The sequence below is a fragment of the Citrobacter sp. Ce104 genome (assembly GCF_030334595.1).
In the GTDB taxonomy this organism is placed as follows: Bacteria; Pseudomonadota; Gammaproteobacteria; order Enterobacterales; family Enterobacteriaceae; genus Citrobacter; species Citrobacter europaeus.
In genome coordinates this window covers 39,328-59,929 of the sequence record NZ_JAOWDP010000043.1, presented here as the reverse complement: position 1 = coordinate 59,929, position 20,602 = coordinate 39,328, and the positions used below count along the sequence as shown (strand labels likewise).

Here is a 20,602-nt window from a genome sequence, read left to right as displayed (position 1 = left end):
CGCCCAGGCGGGTAACAAATTTAGCGCGAAATAATCAGATGGATACCGAAGCCTGCAAACAGCGCGCCGGCAAAACCATCAATCCACTTCGCCAGACGCTGATAGCCACGACGCATTTTCGGCAGTGCAAACAGGCTGGCGACCACGGTGAACCACGCCAGTGTTTCCACGATGATCAGGGCAAAGATCCCCCAGCGCGCGCCCGTGCCCACGTTGTCGCCAACGAACAATGAGAATACGGAGCCAAAATAGATAATGGCTTTAGGGTTCGCCAGATTGGTCAGCAGACCTTTCAAAAAGCTGCGTCCGCTCTGCGCCAGCTCCACCTGCGGAGTGGGAGCCGCAACATCCTGTTTTTTAAACGCGCCGCGCAGCATCTGATAACCCATCCAGCACAGATACAGCCCCCCGCCCACCATAATAATGGTGTGCAGCCAGGCCATTTTTTCGATAATCAGATGCAGGCCGAGCAGCGCCACGCCAGCCCAGACCATGACGCCACAGGTAATACCCAGCACGCCCATCATAGCTTCTTTGCGCGAACGACTAACCGCAGTTTGAGAAACAAAGAAAAAATCGGGGCCGGGGCTCATCAGCGCAACGATATGCACCAACGCAACGGTGAAAAATAGCGTTAACATAACAATGACTCGCGGGGGAATAGTTCAGTGAGTCACCATCCTGGCACTTTTTTGCCCGGCTGACTACTCTTCGTCGTCACCATCAACGTGCGCACGAATAAGCGCCATAAACTCTTTGCCAAAACGCTCAAGTTTACGCATCCCCACGCCGTTGACGCTCAGCATTTCGCTCGGCGAAACCGGCATCTGCTCGGCCATTTCAATCAACGTGGCGTCGTTAAAGACGACATACGGCGGGATATTCTCTTCATCGGCAATGGCTTTACGCAGCTTACGCAATTTGGCGAACAGTTTGCGGTCATAGTTGCCACCGAAGGATTTCTGCATCGCACGCGGTTTCAGCGCCACAATACGCGGTACCGCAAGCTGTAGCGCAACGTCACCACGCAGCACCGGGCGCGCGGCTTCAGTTAGCTGTAACGCGGAGTGATGGGCAATATTCTGCGTCACCAGACCAAGATGAATAAGCTGGCGAATAACGCTAACCCAATGTTCATGGCTTTGCTCACGGCCAATGCCATAGACCGGCAGCTTGTCATGGGCCAGTTCGCGAATACGCTGGTTATTCGCTCCGCGCAGAACCTCCACGACGTAACCCATACCAAAGCGTTGATTCACACGGTAGATAGTCGACAGCGCTTTGCGCGCATCCATAAGTCCGTCGTACTGTTTTGGCGGATCGAGGCAGATGTCGCAGTTACCACAGGGCTCCTGCCGCCCTTCGCCAAAATAGTTCAGCAGCACCAGACGACGACAGGTTTGCGCCTCGGCAAATGCCCCCATCGCATTGAGCTTGTGCCGTTCAATATCCAGTAGCTGTCCTGCGGGTTTCTCTTCAAGGCAACGGCGCAACCATGCCATATCCGCCGGATCGTAAAACAGCATCGCTTCCGCTGGCAGGCCGTCACGTCCGGCACGGCCTGTTTCCTGGTAATAGGATTCGATATTGCGCGGAATATCGAAATGCACCACGAAGCGTACGTTAGGTTTGTTGATTCCCATACCGAACGCCACGGTCGCTACCACGATTTGCAGGTCATCGCGCTGGAATTTCTCCTGCACTTCAGCGCGTACGGCGTTTTCCAGCCCGGCATGATAAGCCCCGGCGCTGATACCCCGGCTTTGCAAACGCGCGGCGGTATCTTCAACTTTGGCGCGGCTGTTGCAGTAGATAATTCCAGACTTACCGCGCTGCTCTTGCACGTAGCGCATCAGCTGATCGAGCGGCTTAAATTTCTCCATCAGCATGTAGCGAATATTCGGGCGGTCAAAGCTGCTGATCTGAATTAACGGATCGTTGAGCCCCAGCAGACGCACAATATCCAGCCGGGTGGTTTCATCCGCCGTTGCGGTCAGCGCCACAAACGGCAGGCTCGGGAAACGCTGGCGCAACTGTCCCAGCGCGGCGTATTCCGGGCGGAAATCATGCCCCCACTGCGAGATACAGTGCGCTTCATCAACGGCCAGCAATACCGGATTCCAGTGCGCCAGATTTTCAAGGAAGTTATCCAGCATCAGACGTTCTGGCGCAATGTACAACAAGCGAATCTGCCCGCTGCGACAACCTGCCATGACCTCAAGCTGCTGCTCACGACTTTGGGTGGAGTTCAGACATGCAGCCGCCACGCCGTTGGCCAGCAGTTGATCGACCTGATCTTTCATCAGGGAAATCAGCGGAGAAACAACAACGGTGAGCCCGTTAAGCAATAATGCGGGAATTTGATAGCACAGGGATTTACCGCCACCGGTCGGCATAACGACCAGGCAGTCGCGACCAGAGATCACGGTATCAATGATTTCTTCCTGACCGGGGCGAAACTGTTGGTAGCCAAAGGTTTCCTGCAAAACCTGTTTAGCGCCCATTTCCAGATTCAACACTTCCGCCTGCGCCACATTAACCCCATTAGCCTGAAATAAAAACAGGCGCTATTTTCAGCGCCTGAGAGAGAAACTGCAATGATTAAAATACTCTCAATATCTGTCAGAAGATATCGTTGAGCATCACACCCACGCCAACACGAGTCTGATTGAAGTTGTAGTCAATCAGCGATTCGCCGTAACCGCTGTACACCTGGGTGTAAAGACGCACATGTTTCGTAATAGGATAGCTGGCACCAAGCTCTGCGCCGCCATAGCCGGTATTCCAGTTGTACTGGCCTTTCACACTGATGACCGCGTCACCCAGGTGATAGCCCATTTTCAACTGATAGTAGCCCATATATTTGGTGATGTCGGGGTTATCATCGGTACTGCCAATGACGTACCACGGCTTTACTTCCACCAGCCAGTTGCCGTTTTCTGCCATCAGGCGGGTATACAGGCGGTTCCAGCTACGCGAAGTAGGATCGGAACGGCCGTTGGAGTCATGGTTATAACCCATTTCGATATCACGGAGCGTCCAACCGGCAAAGCGATAGTCGGTGGCAAAACCAAGGAACAATTGCGGTTCATAGTTGGTCTCGCGAAACGGTGAGGACTCTTCACTGTTCGAAAGCTGCCACCATGACTTTTGGGTATAAGAGCCGCCGAGTACCGAATTCGGCCCTAATATCCCACGCCAGAGCGGAAACGCCAGGCTTAGCTGAAACTTAACCTCATCTTTGCGCGCATTTTCGGACCAGCTATAGCTGCTGATCGCCTCTTTGTTCATGTCGCTGGTATTGGTGTAGATGAGATAGTTGGTGTCATAAGGGTAAAGCGTGAAAGGATTGTCATGTTCCTGCAGCATGTTAGCGATAATACTGCCGCGAACCGCCGGTGCATCATGAATCTCTTTCACTGTCGCTTCCTGCGCATAAGCGGTCAACGGCAGCATGACTGCTGGTAGTAACCATCCCAGAATCGCCCGCATCGGTAATGTTCTCCTGAACCAAAATATTGATGAATTGTATAATTATCTGGCAAGCATTCTATACCCTAAATAATTCAAATTGCAGGAAGGCGGCAAGTCTGTAAACCCCAGGAGCTTACTAAAGTAAGTGACTGGGGTGAGCAGACGCTGCCAACGCACATGCAACTTGAAGTATGACGGGTATACATACTTAGCGATTTCCTCGTTAGTCATCCGGTCTTAAAGTAGAAAACAACAAATAATAAGCATAATATCAACATTTCATTAACCATTGAGGTGTAGGGATCGTATGTCTGCCGTACTTACTGCTGAGGAAGCGCTGAAGTTAGTGGGTGAAATGTTTGTCTATCATATGCCGTTTAATCGGGCGCTGGGACTGGAGCTTGAACGCTATGAGAAAGAATTTGCTCAATTAGCCTTTAATAACCAACCGATGATGGTCGGCAACTGGGCGCAAAGCATTCTGCATGGCGGCGTGATCGCCTCGGCGCTGGACGTCGCTGCTGGGCTGGTGTGCGTTGGGAGTACGCTGACCCGCCATGAAACGATCAGCGAGGATGAGCTGCGTCAGCGGATGTCACGTATGGGGACAATCGATTTACGCGTTGATTACCTGCGTCCGGGAAGAGGGAATCGCTTTACCGCCACCAGTAGCCTGCTGCGGGCGGGTAATAAAGTCGCCGTTGCGCGCGTGGAATTGCATAACGAAGAACAACTTTATATTGCCAGCGCAACCGCCACTTATATGGTGGGGTAAGTGTCCAAAAAAAGGTAAACTGCTGTTACATTTCTGCAATGAGTTTTCCCGATGGATGCTAAACAAACGCGGCAGGGCGTGTTACTCGCTCTTGCTGCTTATTTTATTTGGGGTATCGCTCCTGCCTACTTCAAGCTGATTTACTATGTCCCGGCAGATGAGATCCTGACGCACCGCGTCATCTGGTCGTTTTTCTTTATGGTGGTACTGATGAGCATCAGTCGCCAGTGGTCGGGCGTCAAAACGCTACTACAAACGCCAAAGAAGATTTTCCTGCTGGCGCTCTCTGCCGTGCTCATCGGCGGAAACTGGCTGCTGTTCATTTGGGCGGTCAATAATCACCATATGCTGGAAGCCAGCCTGGGTTATTTTATCAACCCGCTGGTGAATATTGTGCTGGGAATGTTATTCCTCGGCGAGCGCTTTCGTCGCATGCAGTGGCTGGCGGTACTGTTAGCCGCCTGCGGTGTACTGGTGCAGCTGTGGACCTTTGGATCGCTGCCAATAATCGCGCTGGGACTCGCGTTCAGCTTTGCCTTCTATGGCCTGGTGCGCAAGAAGATTGCCGTCGAAGCACAAACTGGCATGCTGATCGAAACCCTGTGGCTTTTACCCGTTGCGGCCATCTATCTGTTTGGCATTGCGGACAGCTCAACCAGCCATATGGGGCAAAATCCCATGTCGCTTAACCTGCTGCTGATTGCTGCGGGCGTCGTGACCACCATTCCGCTGCTGTGCTTTACCGGCGCGGCAACCCGTCTGCGTCTTTCAACGCTGGGTTTCTTCCAGTATATCGGACCTACGTTGATGTTCCTGCTGGCAGTCACCTTTTACGGTGAAGTTCCGGGAGCGGATAAAATGGTCACGTTTGCGTTTATCTGGGTAGCGCTGGCGATTTTCGTGATGGATGCGATTTATACGCAACGACGGGTTCGTCGAAGCTAGAAGATTGCCGGATGGCGCTTCGCTTATCCGACCTACAAAAGCACATCTCCGTAGGTCGGATAAGTCACAGCCATTACAGCCAGTTCTTGCGCTTAAAGTACAGATACGGCGCCAGACCCGCGAGCATCATAAAGACAATCGCTCCTGGATAACCGAAGCTCCAGTGCAGTTCCGGCATGAATTCAAAGTTCATCCCGTAGCTGGAAGCCACCAGCGTCGGCGGCAGGAACACCACAGAGACCACCGAGAAGATCTTGATGATGCGGTTCTGCTCGATATTGATAAAGCCCATCGCCGCTTGCATCAGGAAGTTAACCTTCTGGAACAGCGATTCATTGTGCGGCAGCAGGGATTCGATATCGCGCAGGATCTCACGCGCCTGCTCCAGCTGACTGCCCGGCAAACGCGCTTTACGCACCAGGAAGTTTAGCGCGCGCTGGGTATCCATCAGACACAGACGAACCTTCCAGCCGATATCTTCCAGTTCCGCCAGCGTCGACAGCGCTTCGTCATATTCATCGCCCTGACGCCCTTCCATGATCACACGGCTGAGTTTTTCCAGGTCGCTGTAGATGTTTTCGATCTCATCCGCCAACTGTTCAATTTTGGTTTCGAACAGGTCAAGCAGCAGCTCGTAGGCGTTGCCATCCACCATCGCCTGATTACGCGCACGCATGCGGTACAGGCGGAAAGCCGGCAGTTCGCGCTCGCGCAGGGTAAACAGGCGGCCTTCGCGAATGGTAAATGCGACGGTTGAGTTACCCGCGTGATCGTCGGCATCTTCATAAAAGAAGAAGGAGTGAATGTGCAGACCGTCTTCGTCTTCAAAAAAACGTGCGGATGCTTCGATGTCTTCCAGTTCAGGGCGCGTAGCCAGATTCTGGCCCAAGTCCTTTTGCACACGGTTTCGTTCTTCGTCATCCGGCTCGACTAAATCGACCCAAACCGAACTGGCCAGGTGCTCGATCTCGTCTGCCTCAAGGCGAGTTAAACGATTGTTTTCCAGTTGAAATGCGCTCAGCATGACCGGGACTCCCAATGCAAAAAATTATCGGACAGTTCGGAGGGCACACAGAAACAAATTGGGTTTCAGACCATTAAACAGCCTGACTCAGCGCGACGGGAAAAAAACAGAAGGTCGCTGACAACCGCGAAGGCTATCAGCAAAAAGGGATAGCCTTAGGAGTTGATCCTGGATGACAGGATAATGAGCCAGTATCTACTGGGTGTGTCCAAGGCGAATGTCCTCTTAGCGTAATCGTGCGCGCATGTTACGCCAGCAAAATTTTGACGTCAACACGCAACGGATGGCGAAAAAGTAATAATTTCCCCTTATACAGAAAGGTTAGCAGAGGGGAATTATTTATCTATGATTTCAGAATATTAACCGACAGGTTGCCGGATGTCGGCTTGGCCTTATCCGGCAAAGCCGAACCGATTAAACCGTTTCCAGTCTGGCGTAGGCCGCTACCAGCCATTTGATCCCCTGCCCCTGGAACGCGACCTGCAAACGACTGTGCTCGCCGCTTCCTTCCAGGTTGACGATGGTGCCCTCGCCAAATTTAGCATGGCGCACGCGCTGACCGAGCTTGTAGCCGGTATCGTTTTCCGCCATTGGCGTGCCCATCCGCTGATGGCTCACCGGACGGCTGACCGTGGCGCGCAGGCGAACCTCTTCAACGCACGCTTCCGGCAGTTCGCCGATAAAGCGCGACGGACGATGGTAAACCTCTTTGCCGTACAGACGACGCGTTTCGGCGTAGGTCAGCGTCAGCTTTTGCATCGCGCGGGTCACGCCAACGTAAGCCAGGCGGCGCTCTTCTTCGAGGCGACCACCTTCGTCCAGCGACATCTGGCTGGGGAACATGCCTTCTTCCATCCCCACGATAAACACCTGCGGGAATTCCAGACCTTTCGCCGAGTGCAGCGTCATCAGCTGTACCGCGTCCTGCCAGGTATCCGCTTGCCCTTCGCCTGCTTCCAGCGCGGCGTGAGACAGAAACGCCTGCAGCGGCATTAAGTCTTCGTCTTCTTCGTTGTAGCTGAACTGGCGCGTTGCCGTCACCAATTCGTCTAAGTTTTCGATACGCGTCTGGCCCTTCTCGCCTTTTTCCTGCTCGTACATCATGCGCAGGCCGGAGTCTTTAATCACCCGGTCAGTCTGCACGTGCAGCGGCATATCCGCGGTCTCCTGGGCCAGTGCGTCAATCAGCTCCATAAAGCGCTGTAAGGCGCTGGCGGCGCGACCCGCGAGAGCTTTTTCCTGCAGCAGCTCACGACAGGCCTGCCACAGCGTTAGCTGACGGTCACGAGAGGTCTGACGCACCACATCTAAAGTACGATCGCCAATCCCGCGGGTTGGCGTATTCACCACGCGTTCAAACGCGGCGTCGTCATTGCGATTAGCGATCAGGCGCAGGTAAGAGAGCGCATCTTTGATTTCCTGGCGTTCGAAGAAGCGCATCCCGCCATAGATCCGATACGGCATGCTGGCTTGTAACAGCGCCTCTTCCAGTACGCGCGACTGGGCGTTGCTGCGATACAGAATGGCGCATTGTTCCAGCGCACCGCCGTTGTCCTGCCAGGTTTTGATACGATTGACCACAAAGCGCGCTTCATCGAGTTCGTTGAACGCGCAGTAAAGCGAGATCGGTTCGCCATCAACGCCATCAGTCCACAGCTTTTTACCCAGACGCCCATTATTGTTTTCAATCAGGGCGTTAGCCGCGCTGAGGATGTTGTTGGTCGAACGGTAGTTCTGCTCCAGACGAATGGTTTCTGCGCCCGGGAAATCCGTGAGGAAGCGCTGGATGTTTTCCACCTGCGCTCCGCGCCAGCCGTAGATCGACTGATCGTCATCACCCACGATCATCACTTTGCCGGTATCGCCCGCCAGCAGGCGGATCCACGCGTACTGAATGTTGTTGGTATCCTGGAATTCGTCCACCAGGATATTGGTAAAGCGTTCGCGGTAGTGCTGCAGGATATGCGGCTTGTTAAGCCACAGTTCATGAGCGCGCAGCAGCAGCTCGGCGAAATCCACCAGCCCCGCGCGGTCACACGCTTCCTGGTAAGCCTGATACACTTTCTGCCAGGTTTGCTCAACCGGGTTACCGTAGCTTTGCAGATGATGCGGACGCAGACCTTCGTCTTTCTGGCTATTGATGAACCACATCGCCTGACGCGGTGGCCACTGCTTCTCATCAAGGTTCATCGCCTTGATCAGACGCTTAAGCAAACGCAGTTGGTCTTCGCTGTCGAGGATCTGGAAATCCTGCGGCAAGTTTGCATCCATATGGTGCGCGCGCAGCAGACGGTGCGCCAGACCGTGGAATGTACCCACCCACATACCGCCCTGGCTGGTTCCCATGATCTGACCAATACGGTGGCGCATTTCCGCCGCCGCTTTGTTGGTAAAAGTCACCGCCATAATGGAGTACGGCGAGTTGTTCTCAACCGTCAGTAACCAGGCGATACGGTGCACCAGCACGCGCGTTTTACCACTCCCCGCGCCTGCCAGAACCAGCATGTTGCTGCGTGGCGCGGCCACCGCTTCACGCTGTTTATCATTAAGGCTGTCGAGCAGGTAAGAAACGTCCATTGGCACCGCCGCGTAAAAGTAGGTAAGGCGGAAAAGCGTAGCGCCATCCGCCAAAAAGCTGGGTATATATACAGAGTTCTGCTGGTGATTATATCAGCGAGGTCAGAGATGCCAACTGTGAAATTTCGATATGCGGCAGCAAACGGCTGTCTGCGGTTTGCATCAGGTCGGCATTTTCCGGTTTGATCCAGCAGGCCTGCATACCGCAACGGATGGCCCCCGCCACGTCAGTCGTCAGGTCGTCGCCCACGTGCAGGATTTCCTCTACGGGCATTTTCAGTTTTTCCGCCGCCAGCGCGTACATGTCGCTGAACGGTTTTGAGCGCCCGTCGGGACCGGCGCGCAGCACAAACTCAAAATAATCGCCCAGGCCAAACAGTTCCGGCTGCGCATTACCGTTGGTGATCGCCACCAGCGGCCATTTGCGGGCCAGCGCCTTCAACGTATCATGCGTTGACTGCGGGACATCAATACGGCTACGCCATTTGGCAAAATTCATCATCGCCGCATTCGCCCCCATTTTGGCTTCTGCCTCTGACAACCCCGCCTCCAGCATAGCGCGCTCTACGGCACGGTGACGCCATTGGGTAACATCGTGGTAGATTTCCGGCTCGGCGTCGCGAACGGCCTGACGTAGGCGCTGTAGGTCGCTATTTTGCAGCGAATTCAACGCCGGATGGTAATTCTGTACAAACGCGAGCGCTTCCTGCTCGGTGCGAGTGATAACGGGACGGTTATCGTAAAGGGTGTCATCAAGGTCAAAGGTGAGCGCAGATATGCGCCCCAAAGGCCGGTAAAAACGCATTATTTCCCCCGTTTGGCGCGCGGATGCGCCGCATCGTACACTGAAGCCAGGTGTTGAAAATCAAGATGGGTATAGATTTGAGTCGTGGAGAGATTGGCATGACCCAATAACTCCTGCACTCCGCGCAGATCGCCGCTCGACTCCAGCATATGCGTCGCAAAGGAGTGGCGTAATTTGTGGGGATGTACGTGGCTGTTCAGCCCCTGCTTGATACCCCATTCCGCAAAGCGTTTCTGCACGTTGCGCGCCGAGATACGTTTGCCCAGTTTTGACAAAAATAGCGCATCGTCATCGCTGCCAAATAGCCCGCGCAGATCCAGCCAATGCTCAATCCACGCCACCGCATTGCGGCCAATTGGCAGACGCCGCTCTTTACTGCCTTTGCCCATCACCCACACTTCGCCGGTGTCGAGATCGAGATGTTTAATATCCAGCCCAACCAGTTCAGATAAACGCAGCCCCGCGCCGTACATTACTTCCAGCATTGCCCGATCACGCACGGCAAGGGGGTCGTTGAGATCGATATCCAGCAGACGATTAACGTCGTCGACATCGATATTTTTTGGCAGATGACGCGGTGCTTTCGGCGCGGAAACGCTTTTTGCCGGATTGGCTTTCAGTTCGCCCTGATTAACCAGCCAGTCGAAGAAACTGCGCAACGCGGAGAGGCGCAGCGCCAGACTCGCCGGCCCCAGCCCTTTACGACGGCTGCGTACGGCAAAACTGCGTACCATCGCAGCGTCACATTGTTGCCAGCTTTGCAGACCGGTTTCTCCGGCTAACGCAATGATGGCATCAAGCTGACGCTGATAATTAAGCAATGTGATCGGGCTAAGCTGACGCTCAACGCCCAGATAGCGCAAAAAGCGCGCCACATCCTGAGAAAGGGGTGAATCTGTCATACGCGTTCAATCCAGCGCTCCAGCAGTTCCGGCAACATCAGCGAGATTTCCTGCAGTAATTGCGTACCTTGCCCCTGCTGGTAATGATTAACGTCACGGCTGCTGAACAGCATCACGCCCAGGGATCCATCTTGCCCGAGCATCGACATCGCCACCGAGCCTATCGCTTTCGCCTCCGGCATCATGACCAACAGTTCCGGACCATTGAGCGGCCCAAGATAATGCCGAGACTGGCCCAGACGCTGGATACGCAGCGGTTCAAAGGCCTGACGGCTTAATGCCAGATGGGTGAATTTTGATGGTGCGCCAAGTCGCCAGCGATCCGGGAACAGACGAACCGTCGCCCCGGCCAGGCCTAACTCACGCGCCCAGCGATGAAATCGCATCAGCATGTCGTCAAGACTGCTGGCCGACACCAGCCGTCCTTGCAGATTTAGCAGACGATAGAACAGGCTTTCATTGGCGTTGGCTTGTTCCATCAACAGCGCCATGTTCTCTTCCAGCACGTTAATATGATTACGCGCCCGCGCCATATGCCATTCCACTAAAGAAATCGTGCCCCGCACCGGGTGCGGAACACGCATCGCTTCAACGGCCTGGGCATTACGGATAAAAAACTCAGGATTACGTTGCAGGTAATCGACGACCGCCCGGTCGTCCAGCTCCATGAGCGTTTCCTGTAGTTCTTCCCCTGGTTGCTTCATAAGTGAATAAATCCGTCGTAGACATGTGCCGCCGGGCCAGTCATATACAGCGGATGACCCGGACCTTTCCAGGCGATATCAAGTCGACCGCCCGGTAATTCCACCCTTACTTCTTCTGCCAGCAGCCCCTGCTGGATACCGACCGCAACGGCGGCGCACGCACCGCTGCCGCAGGCCTGCGTTTCACCCGCGCCGCGCTCATAGACGCGCAGCCGGATATGCTCGCGTTTTACCACCTGCATAAACCCGATGTTAGCGCGTTCAGGGAAGCGTTCGTGGCTTTCCAGAACCGGTCCCAGGGTTTCTACCTTGGCCGTATCTACATCATCAACCTGAATCACGCAGTGCGGGTTCCCCATTGAAACCACGCCGCACAATACTGTCTGTTCAGCCGCGCGCATAATATAGGTCTTCTCTGCTTTGTTGGCGCGAAACGGAACCTGCGAGGGTTCAAAGTTGGGTTCACCCATATTCACCCGCACCAGCTCGTCGTCGGTTACGGTTAATACCATACGACCATTCGCGGTACTGACGCGGATATCACGCTTATTGGTCAGCCCTTTCAGGCGAACAAAGCGGGCAAAACAACGGGCGCCATTGCCACACTGTGACACTTCACTGCCGTCAGCATTAAAAATACGGTAGTGGAAATCCAGCTCCGGGTCGTACGGAGGTTCAACCACCAGCAGTTGATCAAATCCAACGCCGAGATGCCTGTCGGCCAGGCGGCGAATCAGCTCTGGTGAGAAAAAAACATTCTGCGTTACCGCGTCGACGACCATAAAATCGTTGCCAAGGCCATGCATTTTAGAGAATTGCATCATTCACTCCGTTCACGCGGGTACAGAAATGTAACTCTATTCCTGCCGTCAGTAATTCACCTGAGAAGGTCCGTCGCTAATCCCACGATCGTTTTTCTCAGGCGTGGTGGATTGCGATTGCGGCTGAACGCTCTTGGTCGGAGGCGGCGCGGTTTTATCTGCTGGCGGAAAATAGAGCGGGCCTTTTAGCCCACAGCCCGTCAGGCTGAACAGAGTAAAAATGACAGCGAGTGGCTTTAACACGTTTTTCATTATCGGTTGCCTGTAAAGTTCATGCTTTCTGTTTTCTATCATCGCAGGAGAAGGCGTAAAAGCAAGAGTTAGCCTGTAATCTGCAACGCGTTTTGTTTCAGGTTATACTGCCGTCATCACGAAAAACAGGATAAGAAAATGAACGACAGTGAATTTCATCGCCTTGCTGACACCCTGTGGATGACCATTGAAGAGCGTCTGGACGACTGGGATGGCGACAGCGATATCGATTGTGAAATCAACGGCGGCGTGCTGACCATCAGCTTCGAAAACGGCAGCAAAATTATTATTAACCGTCAGGAGCCGCTGCACCAGGTGTGGCTGGCGACCAAACAGGGCGGCTACCACTTTGACCTGAAAGGCGACGAGTGGATCTGCGACCGTAGCGGCGAAACGTTCTGGGATCTGCTGGAACAGGCGGCAACGCAGCAGGCGGGTGAAGAGGTAAGTTTCCGTTAAGTTTTAGTGCCGGATGCGCTTCGCTTATCCGGCCTACTTTGGCCCGGTAAGCGTCGCGCATCCGGGCAAGTTAACTCACGAGAAATACTGCTGTAACAGCGGCGTTTCGCTGTCCTGACTGACTGGCGGAACGGCGCTAATTGGCTGGGTACGGAACGGGATTACCTGCGCGCGCCCGTCTGTTTTCACAATCTGATAGAACTGCGGCAGGTTAAAGTTGATGAAGCTGGAGCCGTAGGTAAAGCGATCGTGCGATGATGAGTAGAAACGGCTGACATCGCGTACCAGTTCCTCTTTGCTACCTTCGCAGTGGTGATACACCTCGGCCCGATTACTCTCGTCCAGAATGTAGATATTAAAGCCCTGCTCATCACCCGTTTCTTCGAAAAAGAACTGAATAATCCCTTCGCTGGCAAAACCGTCTACCACCGACGGCAGTTTCACATGGTTAGTCTCAACCTGAACGGAAAGCCCGTGCAGTTTGTTATGTGAAATCGCGCCATAGAATTCAATCGCGTTTTCCAGCTTCTGTACCGAAACGTTCAGGCGCTCGAAGAACAGTCCCCACGTCTGCCCGGAAACGCGCAGCGCTTTGAAGCGTCCGGTTTCCTGACGAGTGCTGGAGAGGCGTAATTCGATACACTCAGACACCAGTTGCTGCACACGGGTGCGAATTAAACCGCGCAGATGCTGGCTATAGCAGAAGACCTCAACGCTATCCGGCGGCGCGGCATCCTGGTGCATTTTGCCCAGAATCGTTTTTAACGCTTCAATCATCGCCTGCTCGCCGTTGAAGTGCAGGGTACGCACTTCATTCCACGAGTTGCGGTACAGCAGGTCGACGCTACCCACCAGGCAATTTTGTTCTTCGCCAAAGCTGAAGACGTCCAGCTTACGGAAATCAAAATGCACCACCTGATTGCGAAACGCCGCCGTCGGGTCATATTCAAGGTTAACGATAATCGCCAGATGGCGAATTTCGCATGGGCTATAGAGCGCTTTCGGCGTTGGCGCGGGCAGTCGCAACGGGAAGTGGTGCGACACGTCGGCGACCATTTCCTGCAACTTCGGCAAATCAACAATGCCGTTACCCTTAATAAACAAATGCGTACGCGAGGTCAGCAGGCCGTTGAACCAGGCCCACGCCACCAGCTTATTGAGATAGCGGTTATATTCCAGCGGCTGATGGCTGATGATCGAGTCCATGTTAGGCGCGCGGTTATAGAGATACCAACCCGAACGGTTGGCACGACCTGGCGGCACATGGATAAAGGTCAGATTCGGTTCCGAGAGATCCGGAGATATCTGTGGGTTCACCAGCGTAACTTTACCCGGCAACGCTTCAAAGGCGGCATACAGCTTACGGGTCAGCACGCCGATATCCTGCGGACTGGCGCTGACGCTGAGGTTATTGCGCCGCGCAAAGCGGATCAGATTACGATAGCTCTGCATCATCGCATCGAGCAGTTCGTTATGCGCTTCGCGTACCTGGTCAATCTTCCAGTTAGCGCGGTTATCCAGCATAGTCAGACGCGCGTCATCCCAGCCCCACTCATTCACTAACTGACTTAATACTTCACGACGCCAACCCACGCAGGCGCGCTCGCGGCTCAGTTTCTCACACACTTTTAAGTAGAAACATCGACGCACTAAATCCAGGCGCGTCGGGTCTTCAATGGCCGTGAGGTACTCGGTCACGCGCTCCAGCATCATGCAGTAAGGGTCGAGACCAAAAGAGACGATCTCGCCATCGTGCAGACGCTGTTTTATATCTTTCGCCAACAGGCGCGGATTGGGGTATTCCCAGGAATAGGCTTCCAGCAGCAGCGTTTTCAGCACCGCTTTGTACGGGGAGTCGATACTCTTGTACAGCTGCCACAGGCTGGCGCCAAAGTACTCTTCGGCGGAGAGCGAACTGAGTCCGCCGAGATCCAGCCATTCATTTGGTGTTAACACCCCCTGAGCGTAGAGCGTCATGACGTAATCGTCGTAATGCTCTTCTTCATCTCCCGGCACCATATTCCACAGAATACGTTTACCCGCGAGGCGCACAGCGGTGCGATAGAATTCATCAAGCAACAGGATATGTTGCGTCGAGCCACAGTCTTCGCCACCGAGACTGCCGCTTTCATTGTGACGGAAACGGTTTTCATCAATCAGGAAGAAGCTGACTTCCACGCCCAGCGAGGCGGCCCAGCTTTCGAGCAGGCTACATTTACGCTGCAGCAGCTGGCGCTCTTCGCTATCCAGCCAGGATTGATGGCAGACCCAGATATCAAGGTCAGAGGAACAGCTTTGCCCTACCGAAGAGGTGCTGCCCATTGAGTAAACGCCGGTGATCGGCAGCTCGCCCTTGGGAGGATCCTGCGGCGACATACCGCGGTACAGTTCCAGTTCGTTCAGGTAGTGGCGTTGGGTTTCATCAGGCGTGTAAAGACATATGCCTTTGGGAACGTTACCATCGAGGTAACCCGGCATCAGCGGATGGTGGTAGTGCAATAATGTCGGCAGCAGACTGTATACCTGCTGGAAGGCAGGTCCCATGGCAGCAAGCGCGCGATCCACACGCAGTTGATTTATGGCATCCAGTCTCTGTTTCAGAGTCTCAATATAGAGGTACAAGACGTATCGCCTGATGTTGCTACCCGTCATGTTGGCGATTGCTGCGGCGCAAGCGCGCACAATAATCGTCATCAATTCGGATAAACCGTATGTCAAAAATAACCGTTACCTGTTTTTCGGCCATATTTTTTTATGCTGTACAGCCGAAAAAATGGTCTAAAACGTGATCAATTTAACACCTTGCTCATTGACCGTAAAGAAAGATGCGCTACATACAAGTGTAGCACCGTTCGTTACGTGTAAATTCCTTCATACGGTCGGGAGGTTTCTCGTCATTATTCACTGCCAGTGATGATGCAGCGCCTTTTTCCTCTCACTTACGTTTGAGCGTAACGCTGACATCCCTTTGATAAGGATGTTAGGATGGTCAATGATTGATAATGACGGTAACAAGCATGTTAGACAATGTTTTGAGAATTGCCACACGCCAAAGCCCCCTTGCGCTCTGGCAGGCACATTATGTCAAAGACGCCTTAATGGCAAACCACCCCGGTCTGATCGTGGAACTGGTTCCTATGGTAACCCGTGGCGATGTGATCCTTGATACCCCGCTGGCGAAGGTTGGAGGGAAAGGGTTGTTTGTTAAAGAGCTGGAAGTCGCACTGCTGGAAAAACGCGCCGATATCGCCGTGCATTCCATGAAGGATGTGCCGGTTGAATTCCCTGACGGCCTTGGACTGGTGACCATTTGCGAGCGAGAGGATCCGCGTGATGCTTTCGTCTCAAATAAGTACAACACGCTGGATGAACTCCCCGCGGGCAGCATCGTCGGGACATCCAGTTTGCGTCGCCAGTGCCAGTTGGCAAAGCGACGCCCGGATCTCGTCATCCGTTCGCTGCGCGGCAACGTAGGCACCCGTCTCGGCAAACTGGATAACGGCGATTATGACGCTATTATTCTGGCGGTCGCCGGACTAAAACGTTTAGGTCTTGAGTCGCGAATCCGTACCGCTCTGCCGCCGGAAGTCTCCCTGCCCGCTGTCGGGCAAGGCGCAGTAGGCATAGAATGCCGACTGGATGATATGCGCACTCAGGCGCTGTTAGCGCCGCTCAATCATGAAGAGACCGCCCTACGCGTTAAAGCCGAACGCGCGATGAACACCCGCCTGGAAGGGGGCTGTCAGGTCCCGATCGGCAGTTATGCGGAACTCATCGACGGTGAGATTTGGCTGCGGGCGCTGGTCGGCGCGCCTGACGGTTCGCAGATGGTATGCGGAGAGCGTCGCGGTGCGGCGCAGACTGCTGAACAAATGGGCATCTCTCTGGCTGAAGAGCTACTGGAGAACGGTGCACGCGCCATTCTGGCTGAAGTTTACAACGGAGAAGCCCCCGCATGAGTATTCTGGTCACCCGCCCGTCTCCCGCAGGGGAAGAGTTAGTGAGCCGTCTGCGCGCACTGGGGCAGGTGGCCTGGAGTTTTCCGCTCATCGAGTTTTCACCGGGTCGGGAACTGGCAACGCTTGCTTCCCGACTGTCAGCGCTGACGGAGAACGATCTGGTCTTCGCCCTTTCGCAGCATGCCGTTACCTTTGCAGATGCTGAGCTTCAGCAGCAGAGGAAAAGCTGGCCCTCACTTCCGGGTTATTTTGCCATTGGCCGCACAACGGCGCTGGCGCTGCACACCGTTAGCGGTTTCAATATTCACTACCCTCTGGATCGGGAAATTAGCGAAGTCTTGCTACAATTACCTGAATTACAAAATATTGCGGGAAAACGCGCGTTTATATTACGCGGCAACGGTGGCCGTGAGCTGATAGGTGAAACCCTGACAGCACGCGGAGCTGATGTCGATTTTTGTGAATGTTATCAACGCAGTGCAAAATATTACGATGGTGCAGAAGAAGCGATGCGCTGGCAATCTCGTGGCGTGACCACGGTGGTTGTTACCAGTGGAGAGATGCTACAACAGCTCTGGTCGCTCATTCCGCAGTGGTATCGTGAGCACTGGTTACTACGCTGTCGGCTGCTGGTCGTCAGTGAGCGTCTGGCGCACCTCGCCCGGGAACTGGGCTGGCAAGATATTAAGGTCGCTGATAACGCCGACAACGATGCGCTACTACGCGCATTACAATAACTCTCATAATGGGATGCCATAATGACGGAACAAGAAAAATCCTCCGCCGTGGTTGAAGAGACCAGGGAGGCCGTGGAAACCACGTCACAGCCAGTCAATACTGAAAAAAAGAGTAAGAGCAGCACGGCGCTGATTCTGAGCGCTGTGGCGATTGCTATTGCTCTGGCAGCAGGCGTTGGGCTTTATGGCTGGGGGAAACAGCAGGCAACAACGCAGACGGCAACCAGCGATGCGCTGGCGAACCAGCTGACGGCGCTGCAAAAAGCGCAAGAGAGTCAAAAAGCTGAGCTGGAAGGCATCATTAAACAGCAGGCAACGCAGCTGGATGAAGCCACACGCCAGCAGGCCGCGCTGGTCAAACAGCTTGACGAAGTCCAGCAAAAGGTCGCCACTATCTCCGGCAGCGATGCCGGGACATGGCTACTGGCGCAGGCTGATTTTCTGGTGAAACTGGCCGGTCGCAAATTATGGAGCGATCAGGACGTTACTACCGCCGCAGCGCTGCTGAAAAGCGCTGACGCCAGCCTTGCGGATATGAACGATCCGAGCCTGATCGCCGCCCGTCGCGCGATTACCGACGATATCGCGAGCCTCTCCGCGGTGACTCAGGTCGACTATGACGGCATTATCCTGAAAGTGAATCAGCTATCTAACCAGATCGATAACCTGCGTCTGGCCGACAACGACACCGACGATTCGCCGATGGATTCCGACAGCAGCGAGCTTTCCAGCTCGATCAGCGAATGGCGCGTCAATCTGCAAAAAAGCTGGCAGAACTTTATGGACAGCTTTATCACCGTTCGCCGTCGTGATGAAACCGCCGTCCCGCTGCTGGCACCAAACCAGGACGTGTACTTACGGGAAAACATCCGTTCCCGCTTGTTAGTAGCCGCCCAGGCCGTGCCACGTCATCAGGAAGAAACATATCGCCAGGCGCTGGAAAACGTCTCCACCTGGGTGCGCGCCTACTACGACACTGACGATGCAGCAACGAAAGCTTTCCTGGAAGAAGTAGACCAGCTGAGCCAACAAAGCATCAGCATGGACGTACCGGATACGCTGCAAAGCCAGGCTCTTCTCGACAAGTTAATGCAGACCCGCGTACGTAATTTGCTGGCACAACCCGCCACAGCACCTGCACCTGCACCTGCACCTGCACCTGCACCTGCACCTGCAGCAGACGCTCCGACAACTGCGCCGCAAGGAGAATAATGATGCTAAAAGTATTATTGCTCTTTGTGCTGTTGATCGCCGGGATCGTTGTCGGTCCGATGATTGCCGGTCATCAGGGCTACGTGCTGATCCAGACGGATAATTACAATATTGAAACCAGCGTGACGGGCCTGGTGATCATCCTGATCGTCGCCATGGTCGTCCTGTTCGCGATTGAATGGCTACTGCGCCGAATTTTCCGCACAGGCGCGCATACCCGCGGATGGTTTGTCGGTCGGAAGCGTCGTCGCGCCCGTAAGCAAACCGAGCAGGCGCTGCTCAAGCTGGCAGAAGGCGATTATCAGCAGGTTGAAAAGCTGATGTCGAAAAACGCCGATCACGCAGAACAGCCGGTAGTGAATTACCTGCTGGCGGCAGAAGCGGCTCAGCAGCGCGGTGACGAAGCTCGCGCCAACCAACACCTTGAGCGTGCTGCTGAACTGGCTGGAAATGATACGATCCCGGTAGAAATCGCTCGCGTTCGCCTACAGCTGGCGCGTAATGAAAATCACGCCGCGCGCCACAGTGTAGATAAACTGCTGGAAGTGACGCCACGTCATCCGGAAGTGCTGCGTCTGGCTGAACAGGCCTACATTCGTACCGGCGCATGGAGTTCGCTACTGGATATCATTCCATCCATGGCGAAAGCGCGCGTGGGTGATGACGAGCACCGCGCTATGCTGGAACAACAGGCATGGGTTGGTCTGATGGATCAGGTTCGCGCCGATCAGGGCAGCGAAGGGCTACGCGCATGGTGGAAAAACCAGAACCGTAAAACCCGTCACCAGGTTGCCCTGCAGGTGGCGATGGCTGAACATCTGATTGAGTGTGACGATCACGATACGGCGCAGCAGGTCATCATTGATGGTCTGAAACGCCAGTATGACGACCGCCTGGTGCTGCCGATCCCGCGTCTGAAAACCAATAACCCGGAACAGATAGAAAAAGTGCTGCGCCAGCAGATTAAAGCCGTCGGCGATCGCCCGTTGCTGTGGAGCACGCTGGGTCAGTCGCTAATGAAGCACGGCGAATGGCAGGAAGCCACGCTCGCCTTCCGTGCAGCCCTCAAGCAGCGCCCGGATGCCTATGACTACGCCTGGCTTGCTGACGCGCTGGACAGACTGCATCAGCCGGAAGAAGCCGCCACCATGCGTCGTGATGGCCTGATGTTGACGCTGCAGAACAACAACTCCCCGCAGTAACTCCTGAATGCCCGGTGGCGCTTTCGCTTACCGGGCAATCGTATACACAAAATCATTCAAGATGCATAAAAAAACGCCCGCTCTTTTGGAGCAGGCGTTAAACAGGTCTGTATGACAACATAAATGGGTGCTTCACTCAACGTTATGTCCATGGTGTTTGATGAGGCTATATGCTTCATCCTTCACGCTGTCTCTTCGTTGGCTGCACACGCTCACCCCTGTCACTTACCTTTGTAAGCTCCGGGGGATTCCCGTGCTGGCCGTCTCGACACATCATGAATGATTTAGCATATAAGATGCGACATCTGTCTGTGGACGATAAGCACCGTAAATGGCTCTGCATCATTCCTGAGTTTATGAGGCCAGATGGCGAACATAAGAGATGGAATGAGCATCTACCTGCATATTATTGCACAAGGCATGCCACGATTGCACTGCAAAAACCATGGATCCGGACTTTTTAAGACATCAGGTAATTCGCGGGAATAAAGGCTGAGAAGGGGAAATCAGAAAACAAAAAACCCCGCCGAAGCGGGGTTCAAAATTGGTCGGCGAGAGAGGATTCGAACCTCCGACCCACTGGTCCCAAACCAGTTGCGCTACCAAGCTGCGCTACTCGCCGTTTTACTGCTTTTTGAATTTTTAGTTCAATTCTTTAAGTCGTGGTGCGAGGGGGGGGACTCGAACCCCCACATCCTAAGGACACTAACACCTGAAGCTAGCGCGTCTACCAATTCCGCCACCTTCGCATTTC

General features: G+C 54.3%; 19 protein-coding genes and 2 tRNA genes. 7 read left to right on the top strand and 14 right to left on the bottom strand.

Translation table 11 applies throughout. From position 1 onward, the window contains the following. Positions 1-20 precede the first annotated feature (20 nt). The 3 genes from rhtC to pldA all read right to left on the bottom strand — a co-directional run bounded on the left by rhtC (position 21) and on the right by pldA (position 3,492). Complete coding sequence (gene rhtC, locus OGW16_RS02405) at positions 21-641, bottom strand: threonine export protein RhtC (protein ID WP_003828942.1); 621 nt, start codon at positions 639-641, stop codon at positions 21-23. A 63-nt stretch (positions 642-704) separates the two neighbouring features. Then, complete coding sequence (gene recQ / locus OGW16_RS02400; RefSeq protein WP_043018992.1) at positions 705-2,534, bottom strand: ATP-dependent DNA helicase RecQ; 1,830 nt, start codon at positions 2,532-2,534, stop codon at positions 705-707. A gap of 88 nt (positions 2,535-2,622) precedes the next feature. Beyond that, positions 2,623-3,492 (bottom strand): phospholipase A, encoded by an 870-nt coding sequence (gene pldA / locus OGW16_RS02395; protein ID WP_047407588.1) that lies wholly within the window; start codon positions 3,490-3,492, stop codon positions 2,623-2,625. 289 nt (positions 3,493-3,781) lie between these two features. Here pldA and yigI point away from each other — a divergent pair, with 289 nt between their 5' ends. After that, the gene (gene yigI, locus OGW16_RS02390) at positions 3,782-4,249 is read left to right on the top strand and encodes an acyl-CoA thioesterase YigI (RefSeq protein ID WP_003017917.1); all 468 of its coding nucleotides are present in this window, start codon (positions 3,782-3,784) and stop codon (positions 4,247-4,249) included. 51 nt (positions 4,250-4,300) lie between these two features. After that, complete coding sequence (rarD, locus tag OGW16_RS02385; RefSeq protein WP_043018990.1) at positions 4,301-5,194, top strand: EamA family transporter RarD; 894 nt, start codon at positions 4,301-4,303, stop codon at positions 5,192-5,194. Between the two features lie 73 nt (positions 5,195-5,267). On the opposite strand, the gene corA is transcribed toward rarD, so the two are convergent. From corA to lptM, 8 genes are all read right to left on the bottom strand, one after another. Further along, entirely contained in the window at positions 5,268-6,218 is a 951-nt protein-coding gene (gene corA / locus OGW16_RS02380) for a magnesium/cobalt transporter CorA (RefSeq protein WP_003017920.1), read from the bottom strand. Positions 6,219-6,373: 155 nt separating this feature from the next. After that, positions 6,374-6,430 carry a YsgD/CorL family protein gene (gene ysgD, locus OGW16_RS02375; protein WP_212723238.1) on the bottom strand — a complete coding sequence of 19 codons (57 nt, stop codon included), beginning with the start codon at positions 6,428-6,430 and terminating at the stop codon, positions 6,374-6,376. A gap of 202 nt (positions 6,431-6,632) precedes the next feature. Further along, positions 6,633-8,795, bottom strand: coding sequence for a DNA helicase II (gene uvrD, locus OGW16_RS02370; protein ID WP_003828957.1), 2,163 nt, complete (start codon positions 8,793-8,795; stop codon positions 6,633-6,635). Positions 8,796-8,883: 88 nt separating this feature from the next. Continuing rightward, on the bottom strand, positions 8,884-9,600 hold the full coding sequence (yigB, locus tag OGW16_RS02365) for a 5-amino-6-(5-phospho-D-ribitylamino)uracil phosphatase YigB (protein WP_087050441.1): 717 nt from the start codon (positions 9,598-9,600) through the stop codon (positions 8,884-8,886). After that, on the bottom strand, positions 9,600-10,502 hold the full coding sequence (gene xerC / locus OGW16_RS02360; RefSeq protein WP_032945700.1) for a tyrosine recombinase XerC: 903 nt from the start codon (positions 10,500-10,502) through the stop codon (positions 9,600-9,602). Before xerC ends, yigB begins: the two co-directional genes overlap by 1 nt. Beyond that, a complete protein-coding gene (locus OGW16_RS02355) occupies positions 10,499-11,206 on the bottom strand; it encodes a DUF484 domain-containing protein (RefSeq protein ID WP_043018988.1) in 708 nt (235 codons plus the stop codon). Before OGW16_RS02355 ends, xerC begins: the two co-directional genes overlap by 4 nt. Beyond that, a complete protein-coding gene (gene dapF / locus OGW16_RS02350) occupies positions 11,203-12,027 on the bottom strand; it encodes a diaminopimelate epimerase (RefSeq protein ID WP_286517710.1) in 825 nt (274 codons plus the stop codon). Before dapF ends, OGW16_RS02355 begins: the two co-directional genes overlap by 4 nt. Positions 12,028-12,075: 48 nt before the next feature. Further along, the gene (gene lptM, locus OGW16_RS02345; protein WP_003017937.1) at positions 12,076-12,279 is read right to left on the bottom strand and encodes an LPS translocon maturation chaperone LptM; all 204 of its coding nucleotides are present in this window, start codon (positions 12,277-12,279) and stop codon (positions 12,076-12,078) included. Positions 12,280-12,417: 138 nt separating this feature from the next. Here lptM and cyaY point away from each other — a divergent pair, with 138 nt between their 5' ends. Next, on the top strand, positions 12,418-12,738 hold the full coding sequence (cyaY, locus tag OGW16_RS02340; protein WP_003828967.1) for an iron donor protein CyaY: 321 nt from the start codon (positions 12,418-12,420) through the stop codon (positions 12,736-12,738). Positions 12,739-12,813: 75 nt separating this feature from the next. Here cyaY and cyaA read toward each other — a convergent pair whose 3' ends face one another. After that, positions 12,814-15,360, bottom strand: a complete 2,547-nt coding sequence (gene cyaA / locus OGW16_RS02335; RefSeq protein ID WP_043018987.1) for a class I adenylate cyclase — start codon at positions 15,358-15,360, stop codon at positions 12,814-12,816. A gap of 395 nt (positions 15,361-15,755) precedes the next feature. Between cyaA and hemC the strand changes: the two genes are divergently transcribed. Genes hemC through hemY form a run of 4 tightly spaced genes read left to right on the top strand, consistent with a single transcriptional unit; the run spans position 15,756 to position 19,848 of the window. After that, entirely contained in the window at positions 15,756-16,697 is a 942-nt protein-coding gene (gene hemC / locus OGW16_RS02330; RefSeq protein ID WP_100194900.1) for a hydroxymethylbilane synthase, read from the top strand. Next, positions 16,694-17,434 carry a uroporphyrinogen-III synthase gene (gene hemD / locus OGW16_RS02325; RefSeq protein ID WP_286517691.1) on the top strand — a complete coding sequence of 247 codons (741 nt, stop codon included), beginning with the start codon at positions 16,694-16,696 and terminating at the stop codon, positions 17,432-17,434. Before hemC ends, hemD begins: the two co-directional genes overlap by 4 nt. Positions 17,435-17,455: 21 nt before the next feature. After that, positions 17,456-18,646 (top strand): uroporphyrinogen-III C-methyltransferase, encoded by a 1,191-nt coding sequence (gene hemX / locus OGW16_RS02320; RefSeq protein WP_286517689.1) that lies wholly within the window; start codon positions 17,456-17,458, stop codon positions 18,644-18,646. 2 nt (positions 18,647-18,648) lie between these two features. After that, positions 18,649-19,848: a protoheme IX biogenesis protein HemY gene (gene hemY, locus OGW16_RS02315; protein ID WP_043018983.1), complete on the top strand. Its 1,200-nt coding sequence runs from the start codon at positions 18,649-18,651 to the stop codon at positions 19,846-19,848. A 545-nt stretch (positions 19,849-20,393) separates the two neighbouring features. Here hemY and OGW16_RS02310 read toward each other — a convergent pair. Together OGW16_RS02310 and OGW16_RS02305 are read right to left on the bottom strand one after the other, a co-directional pair. Next, positions 20,394-20,470 (bottom strand) — tRNA-Pro (locus OGW16_RS02310). A 41-nt stretch (positions 20,471-20,511) separates the two neighbouring features. Further along, positions 20,512-20,597, bottom strand: a tRNA-Leu gene (locus OGW16_RS02305). Positions 20,598-20,602: the final 5 nt, after the last annotated feature.